Genomic DNA, 24,638 nt, shown 5'->3' on the forward strand with positions numbered 1-24,638 from the left:
CCGGTGTTTTGAGAAGGGACGATGGCCATGAACGCCACCGAATTGCGTGACAAGACGCCGGACCAGCTTCGCGAGGAGCTGTCCAACCTGAAGAAAGAGCAGTTCAACCTGCGCTTTCAGGCAGCGACCGGGTCGCTGGAAAACCCTGCGCGGATCAAGTCGGTCCGTCGCGACGTGGCGCGGATCAAGACCGTGCTGAACGAAAAAGCCGCCTCGGCTGCTGAATAAGGAGAGCCTCGAATGCCCAAGCGTATCCTGCAAGGCGTCGTGACCTCCGACGCAAACGCCCAGACCGTCACCGTTTCGGTCGAGCGTCGCTTCAAGCACCCGGTGCTGCAGAAGACCATTCGTAAGTCCAAGAAATACCGGGCTCACGATGAAAAGAACGCTTTCAAGGTCGGCGACCAAGTTCGCATCATCGAATGCGCGCCGAAATCGAAAACGAAACGCTGGGAGGTTCTTGAGGCCTAGGCCAAAGAACCTTTCGGTTTGATCGAAACCATGGGGCCAACACGCCGGAAAGGCTGACCCCTTAGGTCGGGAGAAACCTAATGATCCAGATGCAGACCAATCTGGATGTTGCTGACAACTCCGGCGCACGCCGGGTGCAGTGCATCAAGGTCCTGGGTGGTTCCAAGCGCAAATATGCGTCCGTGGGCGACATCATCGTCGTCTCGGTGAAGGAAGCCATCCCGCGCGGCCGCGTGAAGAAAGGTGACGTCCGCAAGGCCGTCGTCGTGCGCACCGCCAAAGAGATCCGCCGTGAAGACGGCACCGCCATCCGCTTTGACCGCAACGCTGCCGTGATCCTGAACAACGCAGGTGAGCCGGTGGGTACGCGTATCTTCGGGCCGGTGGTTCGTGAACTTCGCGCGAAGAACTTCATGAAGATCATCTCGCTCGCCCCGGAGGTGCTGTGACATGGCTGCCAAACTGAAAAAAGGCGACAAGGTCGTCGTCCTGTCCGGCAAGGACAAGGGCAAGGAAGGCACGATCACGTCTGTCGATCCCAAGGCCGGCAAGGCCGTGGTCGACGGTGTGAACATGGCCATCCGCCACACCCGCCAGAGCCAGCAAAGCCAGGGCGGACGCTTGCCCAAGGCGCTGCCGATCGACATTAGCAACCTGGCCTTTGTCGACGCCAACGGCAAACCCACCCGCGTCGGCTTCAAGATGGAAGGCGACAAGAAGGTGCGTTACGCCAAGACCACGGGGGACGTGATCGATGCTTGATACTGAAAATTACACCCCGCGTCTGCGCCAACAGTTCCGCGACACGATCAAGGCGGCGCTGAAGGAAGAGTTCGGCTATACCAACGACATGCAGATCCCGCGCCTGGACAAGATCGTCCTGAACATCGGCTGCGGTGCCGAGGCGGTGAAGGATTCCAAGAAGGCCAAGTCGGCCCAGGAAGACCTGTCCACCATCGCCGGCCAGCATGCCGTGATCACGTCGGCCAAGAACTCTATCGCCGGCTTCCGTGTTCGTGAAGGCATGCCGCTGGGCGCCAAGGTGACCCTGCGCGGCAACCGCATGTACGAATTCCTTGACCGTCTGATCACCGTGGCCATGCCGCGGATCCGCGACTTCCGCGGTGTGTCGGGCAAGTCGTTCGATGGCCGCGGCAACTATGCCATGGGCATCAAGGAGCACATCGTTTTCCCCGAAATCAACTTCGACAAGGTCGACGAAGTCTGGGGGATCGACGTCATCATCGCAACCACGGCGCCGACCGACGCTGAAGCCAAGGCGCTGTTGAAGCATTTCAACATGCCTTTCACCAGCTAATCGCGAGGAATTTGAAACATGGCTAAGAAAGCAATGATCGAACGCGAGAAGAAGCGTCAGCGCCTGGTGAAGCAATACGCTGCCAAGCGGGCGTCTTTGAAAGCGATCATCAACGACCAGGAAAAGCCGATGGAAGAACGCTTCCGGGCCTCCCTGAAACTGGCGCAACTGCCGCGCAACAGCTCGGCCACCCGCCTTCATAACCGCTGCCAGCTGACCGGCCGGCCGCATGCCTATTACCGCAAGCTGAAGATCAGCCGGATCGCCCTGCGCGACCTTGGTTCGAGCGGTCAGCTGCCCGGTATGGTCAAGTCGAGCTGGTAAGGAGGGATATGAGATGAACGATCCTATCGGCGATATGCTCACCCGCCTGCGGAACGCGGGCATGCGTGGCAAATCCACCGTCATGGTCCCCGCCTCCAAGATGCGCGTGCGCGTTCTGGAAGTGCTGGCCGACGAAGGCTACATCCGCGGGTTTGAGGACACCAAGGACGAGCGTGGCCACCCGGCCATCGAAGTGAGCCTGAAGTATTTCGAAGGCGCCCCCGTGATCCGCGAGATGAAGCGGGTCTCCAAGCCCGGCCGCCGGGTTTACATGGGCGTCAATGACATCCCCAGCGTCCGTCAGGGCCTGGGCGTGTCGATTGTCTCCACCTCCAAGGGTGTGATGTCGGACGCGAACGCGCGCAGCCAGAACGTTGGCGGCGAAGTGCTTTGCACGGTATTCTAAGGAGGCCCCTGTAATGTCTCGTATCGGTAAACAACCCGTGGCCCTGCCCGATGGCGTCACCGCCAGCGTGTCGGGCCAGACCATCGAGGTCAAAGGCCCCAAGGCGACCAAGAGCTTCACCGCGACCGACGACGTGTCGATCGAAGTGGGCGACGGCGCCATCACCGTGACGCCGCGCGGCAAGTCCAAGCGCGCGCGTCAGCAGTGGGGCATGACCCGCACCATCGTGGCGAACCTCGTGCACGGCTCGCGCGAGCCCTTCAAGCAAGAGCTCGAGATCCGCGGCGTGGGCTATCGTGCCCAGGTGCAGGGCAACATCCTGAAGCTGAACCTGGGCCTGAGCCACGACGTCGATTTTCAGGTTCCGGAAGGTGTGACTGTCACGGCGCCCAAGCCCACGGAACTGATCGTGGAAGGCCATGACAAGCAGCTCGTCGGACAGGTCGCGGCCAATATCCGCGACTGGCGGCGCCCTGAGCCCTACAAGGGCAAGGGCATCCGTTACAAGGACGAGTACATCTTCCAGAAGGAAGGCAAGAAGAAGTAAGGACGCGAGAAAATGGCAAACAGCAAGAGACAACTGTTCCAGAAACGCCGTATGCGCGTCCGGAGCAAACTTCGCAAGGTCAATGCCGGCCGTCCCCGTCTTTCGGTGCACCGTTCGTCCAAGAACATGAGCGTGCAGCTGATCGACGACGTGAACGGCACGACACTGGCCTCGGCCTCGACCCTGGAAAAGGATCTGGGCTTTGTCGGCAAGAACACGTTGGAAGCGGCGGCCAAGATCGGCGCGACCATCGCGGAACGCGCCAAGAAGGCAGGCGTGACCGAGGCGCAGTTCGACCGTGGTGGGTTCCTCTACCACGGCCGGATCAAGGCGCTGGCCGATGCCGCCCGCGAGGGTGGCCTGAAGATCTAGGTGGGATGAAATCCCACCCTACGCGACCTGCGTAGGGTGGGGCTTCGACCCACCCTGACGTTGCAGGCGGGTGATCCGCCTCGATGATCCGGACGCCGGTTGGCGGACTTGGATTGGGAAAATCAAAGGGCAGATGCCCGCAGAAAGGACGCCGCGTATGGCAAGAGATGACAACCGCCGTGGGGGTCGCGACCGCGACGAAACCCCGGAATTCGCCGATCGCCTGGTTGCGATCAACCGTGTTTCGAAAACCGTGAAGGGTGGTAAGCGCTTCGGCTTTGCCGCGCTGGTCGTCGTGGGCGACCAGAAGGGCCGCGTCGGGTTCGGCAAGGGCAAGGCCAAGGAGGTCCCCGAGGCCATCCGCAAGGCCACCGAGCAGGCCAAGCGCCAGATGATCCGCGTGCCGCTGCGCGAAGGCCGCACGCTGCACCACGACATGGAAGGCCGCTGGGGCGCCGGCAAGGTCGTCATGCGTACCGCGCCCACCGGTACCGGTATCATCGCCGGTGGTCCGATGCGGGCCGTGTTCGAGATGCTGGGCGTGCAGGACGTTGTTGCGAAGTCCACGGGCTCGCAGAACCCCTACAACATGATCCGCGCCACCCTGAACGGCCTGCAAAAGGAAAGCAGCCCGCGCATGGTCGCGCAGCGTCGCGGCAAGAAGGTCGCCGACATTCTGCCCAAGCGTGACGAGGCCCCGGCCGAGTCGTCCCACGTCGCAGAGGAGGCGTAAACCATGGCAAAGACCATCGTCGTCAAGCAGGTGGGAAGCCCCATCCGCCGCCCCGAGATCCAGCGCAAGACGCTGATCGGCCTGGGCCTGAACAAGATGCACAAGACCCGCGAGCTGGAAGACACGCCGTCGGTCCGCGGCATGATCAACAAGATCCCGCACCTCGTGGAGATCGTTGAAGAGAAGGGCTGAGGCCCCGGTGGGTTTTCACCCACCCTACGAACCCGGTGGGGTGTAACCCCACCCTACGGAATTGACGCCCCGGTCAGAGATGGCCGGGGTGTTTTCGTTTTGGCGCTGTTAACCTTTGTTGGGCAAAGGTTAACGGGTGTCGTTTTTTGCGCCTTGCTGCGCGGAACCGTTTTCTTGAAAAGAAAACGGAGCGGAAACTTTTGAAGTTTCCGAAAGCGCGGTCAGGGGGGCGGACCCGACTACGCTTTTCCGGGAGATTGAAACACCAGCGGGTTTGCGGAACTGTTAACGCTGCGGTCCGTGCTAGCCGATCAGCGCACAGCCCAGCGTCTGGCGCAGCGCCTCGGTCAACTCGTCCACCGTGTCGGTCGCCACGTACATGCCGCCTGTCTGGTCCGAGATGCAACGGGCGATGGAGGAGCCGTCGGTGTAGATCCCGGCCTCGGGGCTGTCCCAGGCGAAAGGGTCGGCCACCACGCGGAAGCCGATCACATGGACCGTGAGATTGGCGGAGGTGGCGGCGAGGTCGGCCCCCAAAGCACAGGGACGGCCGCCGCAGGTCTCGTTGCCGTCGGTGACCAGCACGATGATGCCCGGTGTGGTGGTGTGGTTCAGCACGCGGGCGGCCTCGGCCACGGCCTCTGTCAGGGGGGTGAGGCCGATCGGGTCCATCAGGTCGATGGCGTCGATGATGGGTTGGGCGGCGTCCGCGACGGGGGGAAACTTGAGGTTGATGCCGTCGCAGGAGCCTTCGGGGCCGGGGCCGTAGGTCAAGAGGCCCACGCGACGCACCGGCGCGATCTCCGGCAGGGCGCGGCGCAGGGCGGTGCGGGCGTCCTCGATCCGGGTGGGGGCGGTCTGGTCGAAGCCGAGCTCGGCCATGGAGGCCGAGCCGTCGAAAACCAGCATCGCGTCGCGGCTGCACTCCTGCGCCACGGCACGCGGCGCCACCGGCAGCGCAGAGGCCAGTACGGTTAACGTTGTCAGCAGGGCGCGTTTCATATTCAGATGAGATATCGCGGCGGGTTCGAAATCAAGCCTGACCCTTTTGAGGAGACAAAGGATGTTCGTTAAAACGTTGGAAGACGTGATTGGTACAGAGGACCACGCCAAGGGCGAGACCTTTGAAAGCAGGCGGCTTTTGCTGGCCCGCGACGACCTGGGTTATTCGTTTCACGACACGATCGTGAAGGCCGGGACGGTGCAGCTCCTGGAATACAAGGAGCACATCGAGGTCAATTACTGCATTGAGGGCAAAGGCGAGGTGGAGAACGAGACCACGGGCGAGATCTGGCCGCTGGAGCCTGGCGTGATGTACGTGCTGGACCAGAACGATCCGCATATCGTGCGGGCGGAGACGAATCTGCGGTTCATCTGCATCTTCACGCCTGCGCTGACGGGGCGCGAGGATCAGAACAAGGCCGAGACGGCGCCCGACCCGGAGTGACCGATGACGTCAGTCACAGAGGCGCGTATAGCTTTCGCGGGCGTAGTCGTAGCGCGGAGCGATGCCGTAGGGCGAGGTGTAACCGTCTGATTTGTCACGCGGTTCGCAGGTGTCGTCGCCCAAGGGGCAATTCGGCGTGATCTCGGTGCGGGACACCTGGCAGTAGACCTGTTCGCGCACCTGTGGCGCAAGGGCGGTGTCCTGGCCCAGGTTCATGTCCGTCAGGTCGACCAGGTGCCCCGCCTTGCGACCGATACCACGGGTTTCGAAGGTGAGCGGCTTCGTCAGGCGAAAGCTCCGCTGGCCTGCGAACTGCTCTTCTTCGCTGTCCCAGGCGGTGCCGTAATCGAAGCGGAGCCGGAAGGTGCCGGGGGGCACGAGCACGCGAAAGAACGTGCCGCCGCGGATGTAGGCGGCAAGGGCCGGCTCATCGGTCTCCATGTTTGTGAGGGTGACGACAAAATCCGCGCCGGACGCGGTTTTTACTTGCAGGGGAAAGACCAGGGGCAGGCCCGTGCGGTTCCACATCAGGCCCGGGGCGGGACGGTCGGAGGCCAGTGCGGCCAGGGGCAACAGGGCCAGAAGGGCGAGAACGAGACGCATGGGGGTAATGTAGTCCCGGCCGGCGCGCAGGGCAAAGGCAAGCCGCGCGCCAAGGGTTAAGGAGGCCGCGACTCGCCAAAACGGCACGTCGGTCTCGCGTCGGTATCCGGGCGGTATCGCGACGGTGCGACTTTCGCGGAATGCGGGCGTTAAGGCATCGTGCGCCGGCCCGCCCGAGGGGTGAACGCGGCGTTAGGGCATCGTGCGCTGGTCCGCCGGAGGGGTGAACGCGGCGTTGACGCATCGTGCGCGCAACACCGCCCGCGCCCGCGCCTGCGTCACCGGCCCGGTGTCGGCTTTTCGCCGATGTCCCAGAACACGCCCGCCATCACCCGCAGCGCATCCTGGCAGACGGATTTCAGGACGTGTTCGTTGGGCGCATGTTGCGAGCAGCCGCGATAGGAGTGCGGCACCCAGATCGTGGGCACCTCGAGGATATCGGTGAAGCTGTCGTTGGGTAGGGAGCCGGCGAGGTTGGGCAGGACGTGCAGCTGGCCCGAGGTCTCGCGGATCGACTGGCCGACGAACTGCGCCCAGGGGTGGGTGGGATCGAGCCGGGTGGCGGCGAAGAAGCCACGGTCATGCGGGCGGATCTGGACCCGGTCGAAGCCGTGCGCGTCGAGATGGCGGCGCAGGGCGGGGACCACATCCTGAGGATCGGTGCCGACGACGAAGCGCAGCTGGCAGGTGGCCCGCGCCCAGCCCGAGATCGCGTTGACCGGCGCGTCGGGCACGCCCGAGACCATGGCGAGCACGGCAAAGCTGTTCCAGCCGAAGACGCGCTCGGCGGGGGTCAGGCTTTCCTCGCCCCAGTCGGGGTCGACATCGGGGCCTTCGCCGCCTTGCACGGGCAAGTCGCGCAGGGCCTCGCGAACGGTGTCGGTCAGGCTGTCGGGGCGCCATTCGGGCACCTTGATCTGGCCGCGCGCATCGGTGATGCAGGCCAGCGCGTGGGCGAGGATCATCGCCGGGTCCGCCAGCAGGCCGCCCCAGTTGCCGGAATGGTGCGCCCCTTCGTGGGTTTCGACCACGAGGTCGAAGGTGGTGCCGCCGCGCGAGCCCATGAACATGGTGGGCACCTCGGGTTGCAGGCGCGGCCCGTCCGAGGCGATCAGCACATCCGCCGTCAGCCGGTCCTTGTAGGTGCGGAAGATCTCGGGCAGGCCGACCGAGCCGACTTCCTCGCTCATCTCGATGACGATGCGGGTGTTGAAGCCGAGGCTGCCGCGCGCGGCGAGAACGGATTCAAGCGCGGCGATGTTGATCAGGTGCTGGCTTTTGTTGTCGGCGGTGCCGCGCCCGTAGAGGCGGTCGCCTTCTTCGGTGATCTTCCAGGGCTGTAGCCCGTCGCGCCACATGCCCTCTTGTCCCAGCACGGTATCGCCGTGGCCATAGGTCAAGACCGTGGGCAGGTCGTCGCCCTCGACCCGTTCGCCCAGCAAGAGCGGCCCGCCCTTGGGGTTGGGGTTGGCGACGATCTCGCAGGCAAAGCCCATGGCCTCCAGCCGGGGTTGCATCGCCTCGACCAGGTAGCGCTGCGCCTCGGCGCGGGCCTCGGGGGCGGGGTTCTGGCTTTCGCTGCGGAAGGCCACGAGGGTCGCCAGGTCGGACTGGAACGTGCCGGCGTTGAAATACTCGGTGGCGTTGGAGATGGCGGTGTCGCGGGTCATTCAGGGTCTTCCAGGACTGCGTCACCCCAGGGTGACATGATTTCGGTACATCCCGTGTTCACGGCATCATCACGCATGACGCCGGCGGGACAGGCAAAGGCATAGGGCAGGACGGTGCGCCGGGTGGTCTGCACCGGCATCACCTGTTCGATGGCCGACAGAACCGAGGCGGGCAGCGTGTCGTCGGCGATGGCGGTGCCGCCGCCCGAGACGTCGATGCGGGGCGCGTGGAACGCGGCCCCGATATCCATGCCGCGATCGGTGATGAAGGAGGCCATCTGCGAGACCGCCGAGACGATCTTGCGCCCGCCAGAGGCGCCGAGCGCGAAGTGGCGCGGGCCCTGGTGGCCGAGGATGGGACAGACGTTCATCAGGCAGGCCTTGTCCGGGGCCAGCGAGTTGGGTTTGCCCTGCTCTGGATCGAACCACATGATGCCGTTGTTCATCAAAAGGCCGGTCGAGGGCGAGACCACGCGGCTGCCGAAGATCGACAGCAGGGTCTGGGTGTTGGCGACCATGTTGCCGGCACGGTCGACGACCGAGAAATGCGTGGTGCAGCCGGGCGCCTCGGGCACTTCGCCGGTGTCGCCCATCTTGCCCAGACGCTCGGCATAGGCGCGGTCAAGGGCGCTTGCATAGGCCGGGAAGGCGCGCTCGGGGGTCGAAAGGTCCTGATCCGTGAGTTGCTCCATCACGCGGGCGAAAGTGGGACCGGCCGTTAGGCCGGGCATGACGTGAAAGAGCGCGTCGCGGTAGGGCACGCGTTGCGCCTCCCCCATCCAGGCGCGGTAGCCCGCAAGGTCGCCCGTGGCGAGGCTGCCGCCCTTGGCCTGAACGTCGCCCGCAAGGGCCTGCGCGATATCGCCGTCGTAAAAGCTGCGCGGGCCGCCGCGGGCCAGCGCCTCCAGCATGTCGGCCATGGCGGTCTGGTCGAGCCGGTTGTCGGGGATCGCGGTCCAGCCCGAGCCCTTGGGCCAGGTGCCGTCATCGAGAAAGAGCGCGGCGGCGTCGGGGTCGGCGGCGAGGTTGCGGGCGACGGACGCAATCACGAGCGCGGCGTACCAGTCGACCAGCATCCCCTCGCGGGCGTGGGCGATGGCGGGGGCCAGGAGATCGGCCCAGGGCAAGCGGCCCCATCTTTCATGGGCCTGGCCGATGCCGTCCACGACGCCGGGCACGGCGATTGCTTTGGGGCCTTCGACATTGCGGTCCTCGACGACCCGTTCCCAGGGGAAAAGGTCGCCGGCCTTGCCTTCGCCGGACAGGGGATAGTCGGCCACATCGAGCGCCTTTGGAGAGCGCATCCCGAAATTGATCGCCACCGCCTCGCCGGTGTCGGCGCGCCAGTGGAGCGCCGCGCCGCCGCCGGCGGGGCCGCTCATCCACGGTTCCAGCACGCCGATGGCGAACGAAGTGGCCACGGCGGCATCGACCGCGTCGCCGCCCGCGCGCAGGGCTTCGGCGCCCGCCTCGGCCGCCAGGCGGTGCTGGGCGGCGACCACGCCGCCGGGCGTTTCGATGACGTGCTTGGCGACCGTCTGGGTTCTGGACAGTGCGCTCATGCCGCGCCTTTCTGGTACATCGGGCTTTCGGGGTCGTGCAGGTGGCATTCGACCAGCCCGGTTTCGGTTTGCAGTGGCCGGGGCGCCTGGGCCGCGCAATGTTCCGTGGCGTGCGGGCAGCGCGGGTGAAAGGCGCAGCCCGAGGGCGGGTCAATCGGGTTGGGATAGGCCGTGCCGAGCGAGGTTTCGGGCACGCCCTGCGTCGGGTCGGGCGTCAGGACCGAGCTGAGAAGCGCCTGGGTGTAGGGGTGGCGCGGACGCTCGAAAAGGTCGGCCACAGGGGCCTCCTCGACGATGCGGCCAAGATACATCACCGCAACGCGGGTGGCGAGGTGTTCGACCACCGCAAGGTCGTGCGAGATGAAGAGATAGGTCAGCCCGAAGTCACGGCGCAGATCGGCCAGCAGGTTGAGGATCTGGCTTTGCACCGACACGTCCAGCGCCGAAGTGGGCTCGTCACAGATGACGATCTCGGGCTTCATCACCAGCGCGCGGGCGATGGCCACGCGCTGACGCTGGCCGCCCGACATCTGGCTGGGATAGGTGTTGATGACGCGGGCGGGCAGGCCCACGATGTCGAGGATCTCCTCGACCGCCTTGCGCTGGCTGGCGGAGTCGCCGATGCGGTGGACCCGCAAGGGCAGCGAGATCAGGTCGTAGATCGACTTGCGCGGGTTGAGCGAGGAGTAGGGATCCTGGAAGATCGGCTGAAGCCGTCCGGCCAACGCGCGCCGGTCAAGATCCTGCATGTTCTCGCCTTCGACCAGTACCTCGCCATCGGTCGGTTTTTCGAGACCGAGCAACAGCTTGGCCAGGGTGGACTTGCCGCAGCCGGATTCGCCGACGAGGCCCAGCACCTCGCCCTTGCGGATCGAAAGCGTGACGTCGTTGACCGCCGAGAGCGGCTTGCGCTTGCCGAAAAGGCCCTGCTTGACGCTGTAGGTCTTCTTGACGTGGTCGAGGGTGAGGATATCGCTCATGCGGCGTCTCCTTCCTTGGAGAGGGCGCCATCGGCATGGACGCAGCGAAAGTCGTGGTTGTCGGTGCCGCGCAGGGGAATCGCCTCGCGGCAGGCGGGCACGGCATGGGGACAGCGGGTGCGGAAGGCGCAGCCGGTGACGTCGCCCACCAGCGAGGGCACGATGCCGGGAATTGTGCCGAGCGCCGCACCGCGTTCGGTCTTGCCCGGTTGCGGGATGCAGCGCAGCAGGCCGCGTGTATAGGGGTGGCTGGGCGTGGCGAAGACGGCCTCGGCCGGGCCGGTTTCGACCAGTTCGCCGGCATACATCACCGCCACCTTGTCGGCCACGCGCGCCACGACGCCAAGATCGTGGGTGATCAGGATCATCGCCATGTTCATCTCGCGCGTGAGGTCGACCAGAAGGCGCAGGATCTGGGCCTGGATGGTCACGTCGAGCGCGGTGGTGGGCTCGTCCGCGATCAGGAGGTCGGGTTCGCACATCAGGGCCATCGCGATCATCACGCGTTGCCGCAAGCCGCCGGACAGCTGGTGCGGATATTGCGACAGGCGGCTTTCGGCGGCGGTGATGCCGACCTTTTCCAAAAGTTCCACGGCACGGGCGCGGGCCTTGGCCTTGCTGACATCGCGGTGCAGCAGCAGAGTTTCCATAAGCTGGTCACCGATGGTGTAGGCCGGGTTGAGCGAGGTCATCGGCTCCTGGAAGATCATGGCGATGCGATTGCCGCGCAGGTCGCGCATGACGCGGTTGTTCGCGTTCAGAAGGTCGATGCCGTCATAGCGGATCTCGTCCGCCGCGCGTTTGATCGACTTGCCCAGAAGGCCCATCACTGCCAACGAGGTCAGCGACTTGCCCGAGCCGCTTTCGCCGACGATCGACAGCGTCTCGCCGCGCTTCATCTCGAAGTCGATGCCGCGCACCGCGTGCAGCGTGCCGCTGCCGGTGGGGATGTCGAGCGTGAGGTTCTTTACGGAAAGCAATGTCTCGGACATGTCGTCAGCTCCGTCCTTCGGGGGCGGTGACGTCGCGCAGGCCGTCGCCCATCAGGTTGATCGCCAGCACGAGCGCAAAGAGCACGGCGCCGGGGATCAGCACCAGCCACGGCTCGAACAGCATCATGTTCTTGCCCTCGGACACCATCAGGCCCCAGGAGGGGATCGGCGGCTGGACGCCCAGGCCGAGGAAGCTTAGCGCGGCTTCCAGCAGGATGGCGTGGGCCATTTCCAGCGTCACGATGACGATAAGGTTGTTGAACACGTTGGGCATGATCTCGGTCAGGACGATGCGCGGGGTCGAGGCGCCGATCACCTGTGCGGCGGCCACGTAATCGCGCCGGCTGATCTGCAGCGTCGAGGCGCGCATGACCACCGCGAAACGGTCCCACAGCAGGAGGCCCAGCACGCAGATCACCACGGTGAGCGAGCCGCCCAGGATGGCCACCACCGCCAGCGCCACCAGCACGACCGGCATGGCGAGGCGCACGTTGATCAGGAAGGTCACGACGGTGTCGACCTTGCCGCCGAAATAGCCGGCGGCGACGCCCATCGCGGTGCCGATGAAGCCCGAGATCAGCGCCGCGACCGCGCCGATCAGCAGCGACACGCGGGCGCCGTAGATCAGCCGCGACAGGTAGTCCCGGCCCAGGTGGTCTGTGCCCAGCGGATGTTCCCACGTGCCGCCCATGAAGACCGGGGGGACCATGCGTTTCATCAGGCTTTGGGCGTAGGGATCGTGCGGGGCCAGCAGCGGCGCGAAGATCGCCACCAGCACCAGCAGGCCCACCACGACCAGGCCGAAGATCAGCCCCCGGTGCGACAGGGCGCGGGCCTTGAGCATCTGGCGGGGGGAGGGCCCCTGGATTTCGCGCGAGAGTGGATCGGTCGTATCGGTCACGTCAGGCACTCCGCATTCTGGGGTCCAGCCAGGCGTTCAGGACGTCGGCGAGGAAGGTGAAGACGATGTAGAACATCGAGAAGACGAGGATCAGCGCCTGCACGGTGGGCAGGTCGTTGCGAGCAATGCTTTCCCACGCGAGATAGCCCGCGCCATGCAGCGCGAAGACGCTTTCGACCACGATGGAGCCGCCCAGCATGAAGCCCATCTGCACGGCGGCGAGGCTGACAACCGGGATGATGGCGTTGCGCAGCGCGTGCTTGAAGAGCACGCGGGATTCGCCCGCGCCCTTGGCTCGCGCGGTGCGGATATAGTCGGAGTTCAGCACGTCGAGCATCCCGGCGCGCGTCAGGCGCATGATGGCGGGCATGGCGTAATAGCCCAGCACGATGGTGGGCATGATGAAGTGCCGCCAGCTGTCGGCGCCCGAGGGCGGCAGCATACCCAGCTGGATCGCGAAGATCACGATCAGGATCAGGCCGAACCAGAAGGACGGCATCGCCTGGCCCGCGACCGACAGGAAGAGCGCCACGCGGTCGATGATCGAGTTGGGGCGGATCGCCGCGACCACGCCCAGCGGCACGGCGGTGATCAGGGCGAAGAGGATGCCGCAGACGCCCAGGGTCATGGTGACCTGGAGGCGCTCGGCAATCAGGCTGGCGACGGGCAGCTTGAAGTAATAGCTTTCGCCGAAATCCCCCTGAAGCGCCGAGAACAGCCAGTCGCCGTATTGCACCAGCATCGGGCGGTCGAAGCCGTAGAGGCGGCGCAGCGCCTCGACGTCCTCGCCGCTGGCGGTTTCCCCGGCCAGCGCCGCGGCGGGATCACCGGACAGAAACAGCAGCGAGAAGCTGATGAAGCTGACCGTGAAAGCGACCAGCACCGCCAGTCCGAGACGTTTCAGTATGAATGTGAGCATGGCGGACCTTTTGCGTGACGCGCCGGATGCGCGTTGCGGGGAAAGGGAAAGCTTGGCGTGAAGGTCGGGCGGGCGAGGGGCCGGGGCCGGCCCCTCGCCTTGGGCTGTATCAGTTCCAGCTCATGTCGACGAAGCGCAGCACCTCGTCGGGCGTGGGCGTGTAGGCGACTTCATTTTTAAACACGTAGTTGGTGTTGTAGGTGAACATCGGCGCCCAGTAGGCCTCTTCGGTGATGCGCTGCAGGGCCTTCGTGTAGTACTCCACCCGCTCGTCCGGGTCGGTCGAGCTGTCGGCGATGTCCAGCCATTCGAGTACCTGGTCGTCGCGCGTGCTGTCGAGCGAGCCGTGCTTGAAGAACTGGCTGACCATGGCCGAGGCGTCGTTGATCGAGTAGCTGCCCCAGGTCTGGAACGAGATCGGCACCTCGCCCTTCATGTTGAGTTCGCGCAGGGCGGAATATTGCAGCATGTTGAAGTTGGTCTGGATGCCAACGGCGTTCAGGTACGAGGTGATCGCCTCGGCGTACTGACGGTCGCGATAGGCGTAGAAATCGACGGTGAAGCCATCGGGATATCCCGCCTCTGCCAGCAGTTCCTCGGCCTTTTCGGGGTCGTACTCGTACTCGGTCACGTCTTGGTTGCAGCCGAACTGGCTGGGGAAGCAGGGGGTGTAGACCACCTTGGACGCGCCTTGCAGCAACGCATCGACCAGTTCCTGGCGGTTGATGGCGTAGTTGACGGCCTCGCGCACCAGCTTGTTGGTGAACGGGTTTTCGCCCGAGCGGCCGGCGGCATCCATCTGCAGGTAGCCCACGCGCATGGTGGATTCATTGGCGACGGTGAACTGGTCCATCGTGGCCAGCTTGTTGGCCTGGTCGGCGGGCACCTGCCAGATCAGGTCGAGCGAACCGGAGAAAAGCTCGGCCATCTGGGTGTTCACGTCCGGAATGGTGCGGATGTCGATCTTTTCGATCTCGGGCTGACCCTTGGGGCTGTCGTGGTAGTTCTCGTTGGCCTCGAGCACGAAATGCTGGCCAGGCGTGACCTCGACCGCCTTGTAGGGGCCGGTGCCGACGGGCTTGAGCCCCATGCCGGAGGGGCCGGCCTCGGCGTAATATTCATCGGGGTACATCGAGACCGGGCCGGACAGAAACTCGATCGCCGCCGGGAACTTGTCCTTGAGGTTGATGCGGACGGTGTACTCGTCGATCTTCTCGGCCGATTCCATCCAGTTGACGTTGCGCTGGGTCTTCACGCCGCTTTCTTCCTTGGCGACGAAGTTGACCGTGTAGACCACGTCATCGGCGTTGAACGCCTCGCCGTTGTGGAAGGTGACGCCCTCGCGCAGCTTGAATTCCAGCGTGGTGTCGTCGATCCACTCCCAGTCGGTGGCGAGGTTGCCGACATATTCGTTGGTTTCGGGGTCGCGGTAGATCAGCCCGTCCCAGATGGCGCGTTGCAGCACGACACCCTCGCGCGACGAGTTGAAGTAGCTGTCGACGTTCTCCAGCTCCTTGGTGAAGGCGACGTTGAGCGTGCCCGAGGCCTTGTCGGCGAGGGCAGGCATGGCCACGCCGGCCACCAGGACCGAGGCGAGGAGGGTTGCGGTGGTTGTGGTCTTTCCGAGCATGGGGACTCCCTGTTGCGTTATGGCGGTTATCATTATTTGATATTGCCGATTGTTATTTGATGAGTATAGCAATGGTGTGCGGGTTGACGTCAAGAGCCGGGTGTATCCGGCGAGGCAGGTACAGCCGCAGCGGGAGGAAAAGCATGGAAAAGAAGCGGGATAGCCTTTATGCCAGCACGCTGGCACGGGGGTTGCAGATCCTGCGGGCGTTCGACGAATCACACGTCGCGCTGTCGCTCACGGACCTGGTGGCGCGCACCGGGCTGGAGAAGAGCGCGGTGCAGCGGATGGCGCACACGCTGCACGTGGAGGGGATGCTGGAGCGCGACCCGAAATCGCGCCTGTACCGCCCGAGCCACGCGTGGCTGGAGCTGGCCTATGCCTATTACTGGTCCGACCCGGTGATCGCCCGTGCCCTGCCCAAGCTGATCGAGTTCAGCCGCGCGAGGGGCGAGACGGTGAACCTGGCGCAAATGTCGGGGGATCACATCATCTATTCGCTGCGGCTGCCCAACCAGCGGACGCATTTCGCCGCCAGTATCGTGGGGCGGCGGCTGCCGGCGCTGAACACCGCCTCGGGGCGGGTGATGCTGGCCACGAGGAGCGACGCCGAGATCGAGGCGGCCTGTGCCACCTGGCCGCTGGTGCAAGGCACGGAAAAGACCGTGATGGACCGTGCCGAGATCGCCTGCAGCATCAAGGCGGCGCGGACGGACGGGTACTGCATCACGCGCGACCAGATGCTGTTGAACGAGATCAGCCTGGCCGCCCCGGTGCGGGGCAACGAGGGCCATGCCCATGCGGCGGTGCAGGTGTCGATCTCTGGCATCACGTTCGACGAAAGGCAGGTGCTGGAGCAGTTCCTGCCGCATGTCCTGGACACGGCGGCGGGCATACTGGGCTGAGCCTGGCGCGGACGCGCCCGGCGCCCTGCGCCCGCCGCTCTTCGACCTGTGCGGCCGGACCGGGCCGGATTAAGCCTTCCTTCACCGCAGCACGTTAAGACGTGGACGGTGCAGCACCGGGCCGGCCAGCGATGCGCCGCTTGCCCGCGCACGGTGCGAACGCGGAGGCATTCGGGCGATGGCGACGATCCATGACCTGATCGAGGTCACCAGTATCAGTGCGAACACGACCTATTCCAACGCGGATGGAACTCTTATTGGCGTGGTGGACGGCGCCAGCGGGCCGGACCTGAACGACGGGGAGTTCGATGAAGGCGACCTGATCGCCATCGGCGGGACGACCTATACCATCGACTTGATCCGGGAGCCGTCATCCTCGGGCAGTTTCCTGCGCGGCGACGGCAGCACGAGCACCTTCGGCCCGCAGCATGAAAGCAACCTCGACGTGGTGTTCCTGACCGTGTCGAGCGGGGGCACGACGCGGTATTTCATCCTGCCCAACGACAGTTATGGCGATCTGAATGTCCAGTCGGTGACGACCGGCGGGATCACCGATGTGGGCGGCCACGACGCGGCGGTGATCGGAACCACCGACGACGCCGTGAACGTGGTCTGCTTTGCCGCGGGCACGCGGATCGCGGCGGTGTCGCCGGAGGCGGAAATTGCCGTGGAGGCGCTGGCGGCGGGAGACCTGGTGCTGACCGCCGACCACGGACCGCAGCCGGTGCGGGCCATCGAGCGTCACGCGCTGAGCGCCGCGACGCTGGCGCGCAACCCGCATGTGCGCCCGATCCGCATCGCGACGGGGGCGCTGGGGCCGGGGCTGCCGGTGGAGGACCTGGTGGTGTCGCCGCAGCATCGCATCCTCGTCCGCTCGAAAATCGCGCACCGCATGTTCGGCCAGACCGAGGTGCTGTTGCCGGCCAAGCTCCTGCTGTGCGTCGCGGACGTCGCGGTGGACATGCGCGAGGGAGGGGTCGAGTATTACCATGTGGTGATGGACCGGCACGAGGTGCTGCGGGCCAACGGGATCGGCGCCGAGAGCCTGTATCGCGGGCAGGAAGCGATGAAGGCGCTGAAGACTGCGCAAAGCGCCGGTCTGGCCATGCCCGGTGCCGGTCCGATCGCCGGGCAGGACGTTCCGGCGCGGCTGTTCGTGAAGGGCGGGCGCGGGCGGCGGCTGGTGGATCGGCATGTGAAGAACCACCGCGCGTTCGGCTGAAGGAGGCGGTGGCGTGCTTGTCACCCGGCGCACGGTGGGGTTTCACCCGACGGGCGGTGGGGCTTAACGCGACGGGCGGTGGGTTTTCACCCGACGGGCGGTGGGTTTTCACCCACCCTACGGGGACTTGTCGGGTTTCGAGGCAATGACGCCAAAATCGCGCGACGAGGAGCCGTCGCCGGCGATGGAAAAGTAGCCTTCGGCCGCAAGTCCGCGCTTCAGCAGTTCGCGCACGGCGGCGGCGCGGCTGGGCATGTGGGACTTGAAACGCCAGTCGTCCAGCGCCTTTAGCTCCTCTTCGGAGATCATGACTTGCAGTCTTTCCAGTCGTTTAGAGCCGGAATCGGGCATGAGGTGCTCCACCACGGGATGTCAGGCCGAAGACCATTCGGAAGATGCACTGATACCAGATTGCGCACCTTGGATTCAACAGCTTACTCATAATGAGTGTGTTGAGTGGCGTGAGCATTATAGGGCAGTGAAATCGTTATGATATATTGAGCTGGTCCTTATATGATGACGTATGACAACGCGATCCTACACACAGACCTTTCGACCTGATCCCGACCTTTCGAACGCGGCCGGCGAGTTGGGGGGTATGACCGACCCCGCACCGACCAGCGCGCGCGACCTCGCGAAAGCGCCCGGATCGGCGTGGCGCGTCCTGGTGGTCGAGGACGACGTTCTGATCCGCACCGATATCGAGGGGACGCTCGATGATGGCGGCTTTGCCGTGGTAGGCGCGCCCACCGATCTGAAATCGGCCATGACCTTTGTCGAGACGCGGTCGCGGCTGATCGACTGCGCGTTGATCGACGTCGATCTGGGCGGGCACAGCTGTCGCCCGCTGGTGGCGGCGATGGAGAAGCTGCGCATTCCCTACCTGCTGGTGACCGCGCATAGCGAGGATACGGTGCGCGACATGGGCTATACCGGGCCGGTCGTGGAAAAACCGTTCACCGCGCGCGAGCTTTCGGCCTGCCTGTCGAACCTCGTGTCGCGCAAGCCGCAAGAGGCCTGACAGGCGCGGGGCGGGCAGGACGACCAAGCCCCCTTGATCGACCGGCGCAACGGGTCTATACGCCCCCGGTGGTCAGACATGACCCGATTCACATGAACCAAGACATGCCGTGGTTGGCCCCATCGCTTCGGGGGTCACATCCGGCTTAGGAGAAGCGATATGAAACTGCATGAACTGCGCGACAACGAAGGCGCGACCAAACGCAAGAAACGCGTGGGCCGTGGCCCCGGTTCCGGCATGGGCAAGACCGCCGGCCGTGGTATCAAGGGTCAGAAATCCCGTTCGGGCGTGGCGATCAACGGCTATGAAGGCGGCCAGATGCCGCTGTATCAACGGCTGCCCAAGCGTGGCTTCAACAAGCCGAACCGCAAGAAATTCGCCGTGGTGAACCTGGGCATGATCCAGAAGTTCATCGACGCCAAGAAGATCGACGCCGGCCAGACCATCACCGAGGACACGTTGGTGGAAAGCGGCCTGGTGCGCCGCAAGCTGGATGGCATCCGCGTTCTGGCCAAGGGCGAAGTCACCGCGAAGCTGACGCTGGACGTCACCGGTGCCTCGAAATCGGCGGTCGACGCGGTCGAGAAAGCCGGTGGTTCGCTGACCGTGGCGAGCGCAAAGGCGGCTGAATAAGAGGTTGTGAGCGGGCGTCCCGCCCCTTACATACACCCCTAGTTTTCCTTATAAACGCCGCCTGGCCGGAAAACGGCTTGGGCGGCGTTTGCATAAAAAAGAGATCCGCATGGTATCTGCAGCAGAACAAATGGCGGCGAACACGAGCTGGTCCGCCCTGGGCAAGGCCACCGAGCTTCGCAAGCGCATCTTCTTCACCATCGGCCTGCTTATCGTGTACCGGATCGGGACGTATATCCCGGTGCCGGGCATCGACGGGGCAGAGCTGCGCAACTTCATGGAAGGCGCGGCATCGTCGATCGGCGGGATGCTGTCGATGTTCACCGGCGGCGCATTGGGACGGATGGGCGTCTTTGCGCTGGGGATCATGCCCTATATCTCGGCCTCGATCATCGTGCAGCTGATGACGGCGATGGTGCCGGCATTGGAGCAGCTGAAGAAAGAGGGCGAGCAGGGGCGCAAGAAGATCAACCAGTACACGCGCTATGGCACGGTGTTCCTGGCCACGCTGCAATCCTATGGCCTGGCCGCGTCGTTGCAGGCGGGCGACCTGGCGTCCAACCCCGGGTTCTTTTTCATCGCGAGCTGCATGATCACGCTCGTCGGCGGCACGATGTTCCTGATGTGGCTGGGCGAGCAGATCACCGCGCGGGGCGTGGGCAACGGTATCTCGCTGATCATCTTCGTGGGCATCATCGCCGAGGTTCCCGCCGCGCTGGCGCAGTTTTTTGCCAGCGGCCGGTCGGGCGCGATCAGCCCGGCGGTGATCATCGGCGTGATCGTGATGGTCGTGGCGACGATCGCCTTCGTGGTGTTCATGGAGCGCAGCCTGCGCAAGATCCACATCCAGTATCCGCGCCGCCAGGTGGGGATGAAGGTCTATGACGGTGGCTCCAGCCACCTGCCGGTAAAGGTGAACCCGGCGGGCGTGATCCCGGCGATCTTCGCCTCGTCGCTGCTGCTGTTGCCGGCCACGGTCAGCACGTTCTCGGGCAGCGACACGGGGCCGTTCATGTCGACCCTGCTGGCCTATTTCGGACCCGGGCAGCCGCTTTACCTGGTGTTCTTCACGGCCATGATCGTGTTCTTCGCCTATTTCTACACCTACAACGTGGCGTTCAAGCCCGATGACGTGGCCGACAACCTGAAGAACCAGAACGGGTTCGTGCCCGGCATCCGGCCTGGCAAGAAGACGGCGGAATACCTGGAATACGTGGTGACGCGAGTCCTGGTGCTGGGGTCGGCTTACCTTGCGGCAGTTTGTCTCCTTCCGGAGATCCTGCGTGGACAGTTCGCCATACCTTTCTATTTTGGCGGCACTTCGGTCCTGATCGTGGTATCGGTGACCATGGACACGATCCAGCAGGTCCAGTCGCATCTTCTGGCGCACCAGTACGAGGGCCTGATCGAGAAGTCGCAGCTAAGCGGCAAGGGCCGTAAACGGTCACGCAGAAAAGGGACAGGACGTCGATGAATATCATACTTCTCGGACCGCCGGGGGCCGGTAAAGGCACGCAAGCACATATCCTGGTCGAAGAGCGGGGCATGACCCAGCTCAGCACCGGCGACATGCTGCGCGAGGCCAAGGACAGCGGCACCGAGATGGGCAAGGTCGTGGCCGACGTGATGGCCCGTGGCGACCTTGTGACGGACGAGATCGTGATCGGCCTGATCCGCGAGAAGATCAACGGCGAGAATGGCGGCGGCTTCATCTTCGACGGGTTCCCCCGGACGCTGGCCCAGGCCGACGCGCTGGCCGAACTGCTGGCCGAGACCGGCCAGACGTTGGATGCGGTGGTGGAAATGCGGGTGGATGACGAGGCACTGGTGCAGCGCATCACCGCGCGCTCGACCTGCGGCAATTGCGGCGCGGTCTACAACGACATCACCAAGCCGTGGCCTGAAGATGGCAAATGCGCCAACTGCGGCTCGACCGACGTGAAGCGCCGGGCGGATGACAACGAGGACAGCCTCAAAAAGCGGCTGATGGAATACTACAAGAAAACCTCGCCGCTGATCGGGTATTACTACGCCAAGGGCGACCTGGAGACGATCGACGGGCTGGGCGAAATCGACGAGGTCAAGGCCCGCATCGCGGGGGCGCTCAAGGGCTGAACGCCATCTGCGCGGCCCTGCTGAAGAGCCTTTATTCCTTGGGTTTTCGCCGACAGGCACAATTCTCTTGACAGAGGGTTGACGCCTCGGGCGTTTGCTTCTAGACGACACCATCTCTGACGAGAACATGATTCCCGCGCGGGTCGCGCCCGCCCGAGAATCGATCACCTGAATTCAGCTGCGGCCCGGAGCAATCGCCTCGGGCCTACGTTGTGAAAAAAGGGTCTGGCGTTACGGACCCGCAACGAAAGGACATGACACGTGGCACGTATCGCCGGCGTTAACATCCCGACCCACAAGCGGGTCCCGATCGCCCTGACCTACATCACCGGAATCGGCCAATCCTCGGCCAAGGCCATCTGCGAGGCCGTCAATATCGACCTGACCCGCCGGGTCAACGAGCTGAGCGACACCGAAGTGGTCGCCATGCGCGAACATATCGACGCCAACTACATGGTCGAAGGCGACCTGCGCCGCGAAGTGCAGATGAACATCAAGCGCCTGATGGACCTTGGCTGCTACCGCGGCCTGCGCCATCGCCGCAACCTTCCCGTTCGCGGTCAGCGCACGCATACCAATGCGCGCACCCGCAAAGGCCCGGCGAAACCCATCGCCGGCAAGAAGAAGTAAGGGAGGGCAGAACCAATGGCACGAGATACCCGCCGGACCAAGAAAAAGGTCTCGAAGAACATCGCCACGGGCGTGGCGCATGTGAACAGCTCGTTCAACAACACCAAGATCCTGATCTCGGACGTGCAGGGCAACGCGATTGCGTGGTCCTCGGCCGGCACGATGGGCTTCAAGGGGTCGCGCAAGTCGACGCCCTATGCCGCCCAGATGGCCGCCGAAGATGCCGGCCGCAAGGCGCAGGAACACGGCATGAAGACGCTGGAAGTCGAAGTGCAGGGGCCCGGGTCGGGCCGCGAGAGCGCGCTGCGCGCCCTGGCTGCCGTCGGCTTCAACATCACGTCGATCCGCGACGTGACGCCGATTGCCCACAATGGTTGCCGCCCGCCGAAGCGTCGCCGGGTCTGAGACCGATTTTTTGGATGGGGCCGCGTGAGTTTTCACGGCCCCATTTCCGTTATTTTGAAACCTCGAGCGTCTCGGAGGCCTGTGGACATGGGGCCGGGGACAAGGATGGAGGGACCGCATGATCCATAAGAACTGGGCAGAATTGATCAAGCCGACGCAGCTTGAGGTGAAGCCGGGCAACGACCCGCTGCGCCAGGCGACCGTCGTGGCGGAACCGCTGGAGCGCGGCTTTGGCCTGACCATGGGCAACGCGCTGCGCCGCGTGCTGTTGTCGAGCCTTCAGGGCGCGGCGATTACATCCGTGCAGATCGACAACGTGCTGCACGAGTTTTCCAGCATCGCCGGTGTCCGTGAAGACGTGACAGATGTCGTGCTGAACCTCAAGGGTGTCGCGATCCGCATGGATGTCGAGGGGCCCAAGCGGCTGTCGATCTCGGCCAAGGGGCCGGGCGTGGTGACCGCCGGCGACATCGCCGACAGCGCGGGTATCGAGATCCTGAACAAGGAACACGTGATCTGCCACCTCGACGAGGGCGCGGACCTGTTCATGGAACTGACCGTGAACCAGGGCAAGGGGTACGTCGCGGCCGACAAGAACAAACCGGAAGACGCGCCCATCGGCCTGATTGCCATCGACGCGATCTATTCGCCGGTGGTGAAGGTCAGCTATGACGTGCAGCCCACCCGCGAGGGCCAGGTGCTGGACTATGACAAGCTGACCATGAAGCTGACCACGGACGGGTCGATCACGCCCGAGGATGCGGTGGCTTTTGCCGCGCGCATCCTGCAGGACCAGCTGTCGATCTTCGTGAACTTCGAAGAGCCGGAGAGCGCGCAGCGTCAGGACGACGACGACGGGCTGGAGTTCAACCCGCTTCTGCTGAAGAAGGTGGACGAGCTGGAACTGTCGGTGCGGTCGGCGAACTGCCTGAAGAACGACAACATCGTCTATATCGGCGATCTGATCCAGAAGACCGAAGCCGAGATGCTGCGCACGCCGAACTTTGGCCGCAAGTCGCTGAACGAGATCAAGGAGGTGCTGTCGGGCATGGGTCTGCACCTTGGCATGGATGTCGAGGACTGGCCGCCGGACAACATCGAGGATCTGGCGAAGAAGTTCGAGGATCAATTTTAAGAAGGTGGGGTGAAACCCCACCCTACGGATTGCCCGCCCCGGGGCGGGTAATTTTCGGGTGACGCGCCGCTTTTCAAGCGGTGCTTGCCCCAAGGAGAGCCGGTGACACGCATCGCCGGCCGGACAAAGCAAAACCGCCCGTAGAGGGCACCAAATGGAGTAAGAAACATGCGTCACGCACGAGGCTATCGCCGCCTGAACCGGACCCACGAGCACCGCAAGGCGCTGTGGGCGAACATGGCCGGCTCGCTGATTGAACACGAACAGATCAAGACCACCCTGCCGAAAGCCAAGGAGCTGAAGCGCGTGGTGGAAAAGCTGGTCACGCTCGGCAAGCGCGGGGACGTTCACGCCCGCCGCCAGGCCGCCGCGCAACTGAAGCAGGACATGCATGTTGCCAAGCTGTTTGACGTGCTGGGCCCGCGCTACAAGGAGCGCCAGGGCGGGTATGTCCGCGTGCTGAAGGCCGGCTTCCGCTATGGCGACATGGCGCCGATGGCGATTATCGAATTCGTCGAGCGCGACCGCGACGCCAAGGGTGCGGCCGACAAGGCCCGCGTCGCCGCCGAGGACATGGACGGGGACGACGAGGCATAAGCCCCGTTTCCCTTGACTGAAACAGAAACGCCGCCGGGAATGCCCGGCGGCGTTTTTTCGTTCCCGAAGGGGCCCCGGTCAGGCGCTTTCGAGCTCTTTCTTGACCAGCTTCTCGATCTCGTCGACGGGATGGCCCGCGAGGTTCTTGGGGATCTCGCTGACCACTTTCGACGTGACCTCCTTGTGCATGTCGTCGCGCAGGTGGCCCAGCACCTTTGGCGCGGCGACGAGGATCAGACGGTCATATTCGCCCTTATGGGCGGCATCGTAGAGGATGTCCGACAGGTCGGCGGCGAAGCGCTCCTTTTGCAGTTCGTGCCAGTCAGTGTCATCCATCGCCGACATCTGCTGAACCCCGGTGTCCTGCATCCGGCCGGGGCGGTTGGCCGATTGCTCGATATCCGAGGGATTTTCCTGTTCCTCGGTGTCCATGACCTCGAAATTGGGGTCCTGGTGGTCGGTGAGGTTGCGCAGGAAGAGCGCCTTTTCGCTGTCGGTCACCACGACCCAGGTGCCTTGCTTGAGTTCAGTCATCGCGTTTCTCCTTGCCGGTGCCGTGATGGCCGCCGAGATTGCCTTCGCCCTTTTCGTCTTCCTTGGTGACGCGGGTCGCGCCGGCATCCTCGCTTTTTGTCCGCTTCAGCGAGTCGCGGGTGCCGACCTTGCGTTCCAGGTTGCCCTGGGCGCGGCCTTGCTGGTCGGGGGTGGGGACGTCGTCGACGAATTCTTCGGTTTCGCTTTTGCCGTCCTTCGATCTGTATCTCTCTGCCATGGTGGTACCTCCTGTCAGGAAAACGCCGGGTGGGGCGGGGGGTTCCATCGGGTGGTGCGGGCTGTGAGGACGGCAGCGAGGGGCCAGCCCCTCGCGCTCCCCGGGATATTTCTGGCCAGAGGAAAAGCAGGGGGGC

Annotated in this window: 34 protein-coding genes; 22 read left to right on the forward strand and 12 right to left on the reverse strand. The window is 64.4% G+C overall.

Annotation, left to right across the window (positions count from 1 at the left end; all coding sequences use genetic code 11):
- Window positions 1–27: 27 nt before the first annotated feature.
- The 11 genes from rpmC to rpmD all read left to right on the forward strand — a co-directional run bounded on the left by rpmC (window position 28) and on the right by rpmD (window position 4,363).
- Window positions 28–228: a 50S ribosomal protein L29 gene (rpmC, locus tag FIU85_RS15625; RefSeq protein WP_152497552.1), complete on the forward strand. Its 201-nt coding sequence runs from the start codon at window positions 28–30 to the stop codon at window positions 226–228.
- A 12-nt stretch (window positions 229–240) separates the two neighbouring features.
- Complete coding sequence (gene rpsQ, locus FIU85_RS15630) at window positions 241–471, forward strand: 30S ribosomal protein S17 (protein ID WP_152493549.1); 231 nt, start codon at window positions 241–243, stop codon at window positions 469–471.
- Between the two features lie 80 nt (window positions 472–551).
- Window positions 552–920 carry a 50S ribosomal protein L14 gene (gene rplN, locus FIU85_RS15635; protein ID WP_103762146.1) on the forward strand — a complete coding sequence of 123 codons (369 nt, stop codon included), beginning with the start codon at window positions 552–554 and terminating at the stop codon, window positions 918–920.
- Window position 921: 1 nt separating this feature from the next.
- Window positions 922–1,233, forward strand: a complete 312-nt coding sequence (gene rplX, locus FIU85_RS15640) for a 50S ribosomal protein L24 (RefSeq protein ID WP_057794992.1) — start codon at window positions 922–924, stop codon at window positions 1,231–1,233.
- The gene (gene rplE / locus FIU85_RS15645) at window positions 1,226–1,789 is read left to right on the forward strand and encodes a 50S ribosomal protein L5 (RefSeq protein WP_152493548.1); all 564 of its coding nucleotides are present in this window, start codon (window positions 1,226–1,228) and stop codon (window positions 1,787–1,789) included. Before rplX ends, rplE begins: the two co-directional genes overlap by 8 nt.
- 18 nt (window positions 1,790–1,807) lie before the next feature.
- Window positions 1,808–2,113: a 30S ribosomal protein S14 gene (gene rpsN, locus FIU85_RS15650; RefSeq protein ID WP_152493547.1), complete on the forward strand. Its 306-nt coding sequence runs from the start codon at window positions 1,808–1,810 to the stop codon at window positions 2,111–2,113.
- 13 nt (window positions 2,114–2,126) lie between these two features.
- The gene (gene rpsH / locus FIU85_RS15655; protein ID WP_057794998.1) at window positions 2,127–2,519 is read left to right on the forward strand and encodes a 30S ribosomal protein S8; all 393 of its coding nucleotides are present in this window, start codon (window positions 2,127–2,129) and stop codon (window positions 2,517–2,519) included.
- A 13-nt stretch (window positions 2,520–2,532) separates the two neighbouring features.
- Window positions 2,533–3,066, forward strand: a complete 534-nt coding sequence (gene rplF, locus FIU85_RS15660; RefSeq protein ID WP_152493545.1) for a 50S ribosomal protein L6 — start codon at window positions 2,533–2,535, stop codon at window positions 3,064–3,066.
- 12 nt (window positions 3,067–3,078) lie between these two features.
- The gene (gene rplR / locus FIU85_RS15665) at window positions 3,079–3,438 is read left to right on the forward strand and encodes a 50S ribosomal protein L18 (RefSeq protein ID WP_057795005.1); all 360 of its coding nucleotides are present in this window, start codon (window positions 3,079–3,081) and stop codon (window positions 3,436–3,438) included.
- 157 nt (window positions 3,439–3,595) lie between these two features.
- Window positions 3,596–4,171 carry a 30S ribosomal protein S5 gene (gene rpsE, locus FIU85_RS15670; RefSeq protein WP_057795007.1) on the forward strand — a complete coding sequence of 192 codons (576 nt, stop codon included), beginning with the start codon at window positions 3,596–3,598 and terminating at the stop codon, window positions 4,169–4,171.
- Between the two features lie 3 nt (window positions 4,172–4,174).
- Window positions 4,175–4,363 carry a 50S ribosomal protein L30 gene (gene rpmD, locus FIU85_RS15675; protein ID WP_152493544.1) on the forward strand — a complete coding sequence of 63 codons (189 nt, stop codon included), beginning with the start codon at window positions 4,175–4,177 and terminating at the stop codon, window positions 4,361–4,363.
- Window positions 4,364–4,666: 303 nt separating this feature from the next.
- Here rpmD and FIU85_RS15680 read toward each other — a convergent pair whose 3' ends face one another.
- Complete coding sequence (locus FIU85_RS15680; protein ID WP_254702922.1) at window positions 4,667–5,365, reverse strand: VWA domain-containing protein; 699 nt, start codon at window positions 5,363–5,365, stop codon at window positions 4,667–4,669.
- 61 nt (window positions 5,366–5,426) lie between these two features.
- Between FIU85_RS15680 and FIU85_RS15685 the strand changes: the two genes are divergently transcribed.
- Window positions 5,427–5,810, forward strand: coding sequence for an ectoine synthase (locus tag FIU85_RS15685; protein ID WP_152493543.1), 384 nt, complete (start codon window positions 5,427–5,429; stop codon window positions 5,808–5,810).
- A gap of 9 nt (window positions 5,811–5,819) precedes the next feature.
- On the opposite strand, the gene FIU85_RS15690 is transcribed toward FIU85_RS15685, so the two are convergent.
- The 8 genes from FIU85_RS15690 to FIU85_RS15725 all read right to left on the reverse strand — a co-directional run bounded on the left by FIU85_RS15690 (window position 5,820) and on the right by FIU85_RS15725 (window position 15,067).
- Window positions 5,820–6,413, reverse strand: a complete 594-nt coding sequence (locus tag FIU85_RS15690; protein WP_172978899.1) for a hypothetical protein — start codon at window positions 6,411–6,413, stop codon at window positions 5,820–5,822.
- A 278-nt stretch (window positions 6,414–6,691) separates the two neighbouring features.
- Window positions 6,692–8,083 carry a M20 family metallopeptidase gene (locus FIU85_RS15695; protein ID WP_152497554.1) on the reverse strand — a complete coding sequence of 464 codons (1,392 nt, stop codon included), beginning with the start codon at window positions 8,081–8,083 and terminating at the stop codon, window positions 6,692–6,694.
- The gene (locus FIU85_RS15700; RefSeq protein ID WP_152497555.1) at window positions 8,080–9,645 is read right to left on the reverse strand and encodes a gamma-glutamyltransferase; all 1,566 of its coding nucleotides are present in this window, start codon (window positions 9,643–9,645) and stop codon (window positions 8,080–8,082) included. The genes FIU85_RS15695 and FIU85_RS15700 overlap by 4 nt, the downstream gene beginning before the upstream one ends.
- The gene (locus FIU85_RS15705) at window positions 9,642–10,625 is read right to left on the reverse strand and encodes an ABC transporter ATP-binding protein (RefSeq protein WP_152497556.1); all 984 of its coding nucleotides are present in this window, start codon (window positions 10,623–10,625) and stop codon (window positions 9,642–9,644) included. Before FIU85_RS15705 ends, FIU85_RS15700 begins: the two co-directional genes overlap by 4 nt.
- On the reverse strand, window positions 10,622–11,617 hold the full coding sequence (locus FIU85_RS15710) for an ABC transporter ATP-binding protein (RefSeq protein WP_152497557.1): 996 nt from the start codon (window positions 11,615–11,617) through the stop codon (window positions 10,622–10,624). Before FIU85_RS15710 ends, FIU85_RS15705 begins: the two co-directional genes overlap by 4 nt.
- A gap of 4 nt (window positions 11,618–11,621) precedes the next feature.
- Entirely contained in the window at window positions 11,622–12,518 is an 897-nt protein-coding gene (locus FIU85_RS15715) for an ABC transporter permease (protein WP_152497558.1), read from the reverse strand.
- Between the two features lies 1 nt (window position 12,519).
- Window positions 12,520–13,437 carry an ABC transporter permease gene (locus FIU85_RS15720; RefSeq protein WP_152497559.1) on the reverse strand — a complete coding sequence of 306 codons (918 nt, stop codon included), beginning with the start codon at window positions 13,435–13,437 and terminating at the stop codon, window positions 12,520–12,522.
- A gap of 109 nt (window positions 13,438–13,546) precedes the next feature.
- Window positions 13,547–15,067: an ABC transporter substrate-binding protein gene (locus FIU85_RS15725; RefSeq protein WP_152497560.1), complete on the reverse strand. Its 1,521-nt coding sequence runs from the start codon at window positions 15,065–15,067 to the stop codon at window positions 13,547–13,549.
- Between the two features lie 143 nt (window positions 15,068–15,210).
- Here FIU85_RS15725 and FIU85_RS15730 point away from each other — a divergent pair, with 143 nt between their 5' ends.
- Window positions 15,211–15,972 carry an IclR family transcriptional regulator gene (locus FIU85_RS15730; RefSeq protein ID WP_152497561.1) on the forward strand — a complete coding sequence of 254 codons (762 nt, stop codon included), beginning with the start codon at window positions 15,211–15,213 and terminating at the stop codon, window positions 15,970–15,972.
- Between the two features lie 178 nt (window positions 15,973–16,150).
- Complete coding sequence (locus FIU85_RS15735) at window positions 16,151–17,194, forward strand: Hint domain-containing protein (protein WP_152497562.1); 1,044 nt, start codon at window positions 16,151–16,153, stop codon at window positions 17,192–17,194.
- A gap of 117 nt (window positions 17,195–17,311) precedes the next feature.
- Here FIU85_RS15735 and FIU85_RS15740 read toward each other — a convergent pair whose 3' ends face one another.
- Window positions 17,312–17,503, reverse strand: coding sequence for a hypothetical protein (locus tag FIU85_RS15740; protein ID WP_254702923.1), 192 nt, complete (start codon window positions 17,501–17,503; stop codon window positions 17,312–17,314).
- A gap of 289 nt (window positions 17,504–17,792) precedes the next feature.
- Here FIU85_RS15740 and FIU85_RS15745 point away from each other — a divergent pair, with 289 nt between their 5' ends.
- The 8 genes from FIU85_RS15745 to rplQ all read left to right on the forward strand — a co-directional run bounded on the left by FIU85_RS15745 (window position 17,793) and on the right by rplQ (window position 23,730).
- Entirely contained in the window at window positions 17,793–18,215 is a 423-nt protein-coding gene (locus FIU85_RS15745) for a response regulator (protein WP_172978900.1), read from the forward strand.
- A gap of 159 nt (window positions 18,216–18,374) precedes the next feature.
- Complete coding sequence (gene rplO / locus FIU85_RS15750; protein WP_152493530.1) at window positions 18,375–18,848, forward strand: 50S ribosomal protein L15; 474 nt, start codon at window positions 18,375–18,377, stop codon at window positions 18,846–18,848.
- 109 nt (window positions 18,849–18,957) lie between these two features.
- Window positions 18,958–20,322: a preprotein translocase subunit SecY gene (gene secY, locus FIU85_RS15755; protein WP_152493529.1), complete on the forward strand. Its 1,365-nt coding sequence runs from the start codon at window positions 18,958–18,960 to the stop codon at window positions 20,320–20,322.
- Window positions 20,319–20,963: an adenylate kinase gene (locus FIU85_RS15760; protein WP_152497565.1), complete on the forward strand. Its 645-nt coding sequence runs from the start codon at window positions 20,319–20,321 to the stop codon at window positions 20,961–20,963. Before secY ends, FIU85_RS15760 begins: the two co-directional genes overlap by 4 nt.
- 261 nt (window positions 20,964–21,224) lie before the next feature.
- The gene (rpsM, locus tag FIU85_RS15765) at window positions 21,225–21,593 is read left to right on the forward strand and encodes a 30S ribosomal protein S13 (protein WP_057795022.1); all 369 of its coding nucleotides are present in this window, start codon (window positions 21,225–21,227) and stop codon (window positions 21,591–21,593) included.
- 15 nt (window positions 21,594–21,608) lie between these two features.
- Window positions 21,609–21,998, forward strand: a complete 390-nt coding sequence (gene rpsK / locus FIU85_RS15770; RefSeq protein WP_007817184.1) for a 30S ribosomal protein S11 — start codon at window positions 21,609–21,611, stop codon at window positions 21,996–21,998.
- Window positions 21,999–22,116: 118 nt separating this feature from the next.
- Window positions 22,117–23,133, forward strand: coding sequence for a DNA-directed RNA polymerase subunit alpha (locus FIU85_RS15775; RefSeq protein WP_152493527.1), 1,017 nt, complete (start codon window positions 22,117–22,119; stop codon window positions 23,131–23,133).
- A gap of 168 nt (window positions 23,134–23,301) precedes the next feature.
- Window positions 23,302–23,730: a 50S ribosomal protein L17 gene (gene rplQ, locus FIU85_RS15780; RefSeq protein WP_152493526.1), complete on the forward strand. Its 429-nt coding sequence runs from the start codon at window positions 23,302–23,304 to the stop codon at window positions 23,728–23,730.
- Between the two features lie 78 nt (window positions 23,731–23,808).
- Here the strand turns inward: rplQ and FIU85_RS15785 are convergent, their stop codons facing one another.
- The gene (locus FIU85_RS15785; RefSeq protein WP_152497566.1) at window positions 23,809–24,264 is read right to left on the reverse strand and encodes a host attachment family protein; all 456 of its coding nucleotides are present in this window, start codon (window positions 24,262–24,264) and stop codon (window positions 23,809–23,811) included.
- Window positions 24,257–24,502 (reverse strand): hypothetical protein, encoded by a 246-nt coding sequence (locus tag FIU85_RS15790; RefSeq protein ID WP_152493524.1) that lies wholly within the window; start codon window positions 24,500–24,502, stop codon window positions 24,257–24,259. The genes FIU85_RS15785 and FIU85_RS15790 overlap by 8 nt, the downstream gene beginning before the upstream one ends.
- Window positions 24,503–24,638: the final 136 nt, after the last annotated feature.

It is taken from the genome of Roseovarius sp. THAF8 (assembly GCF_009363735.1).
Classification (GTDB): Bacteria; Pseudomonadota; Alphaproteobacteria; order Rhodobacterales; family Rhodobacteraceae; genus Roseovarius.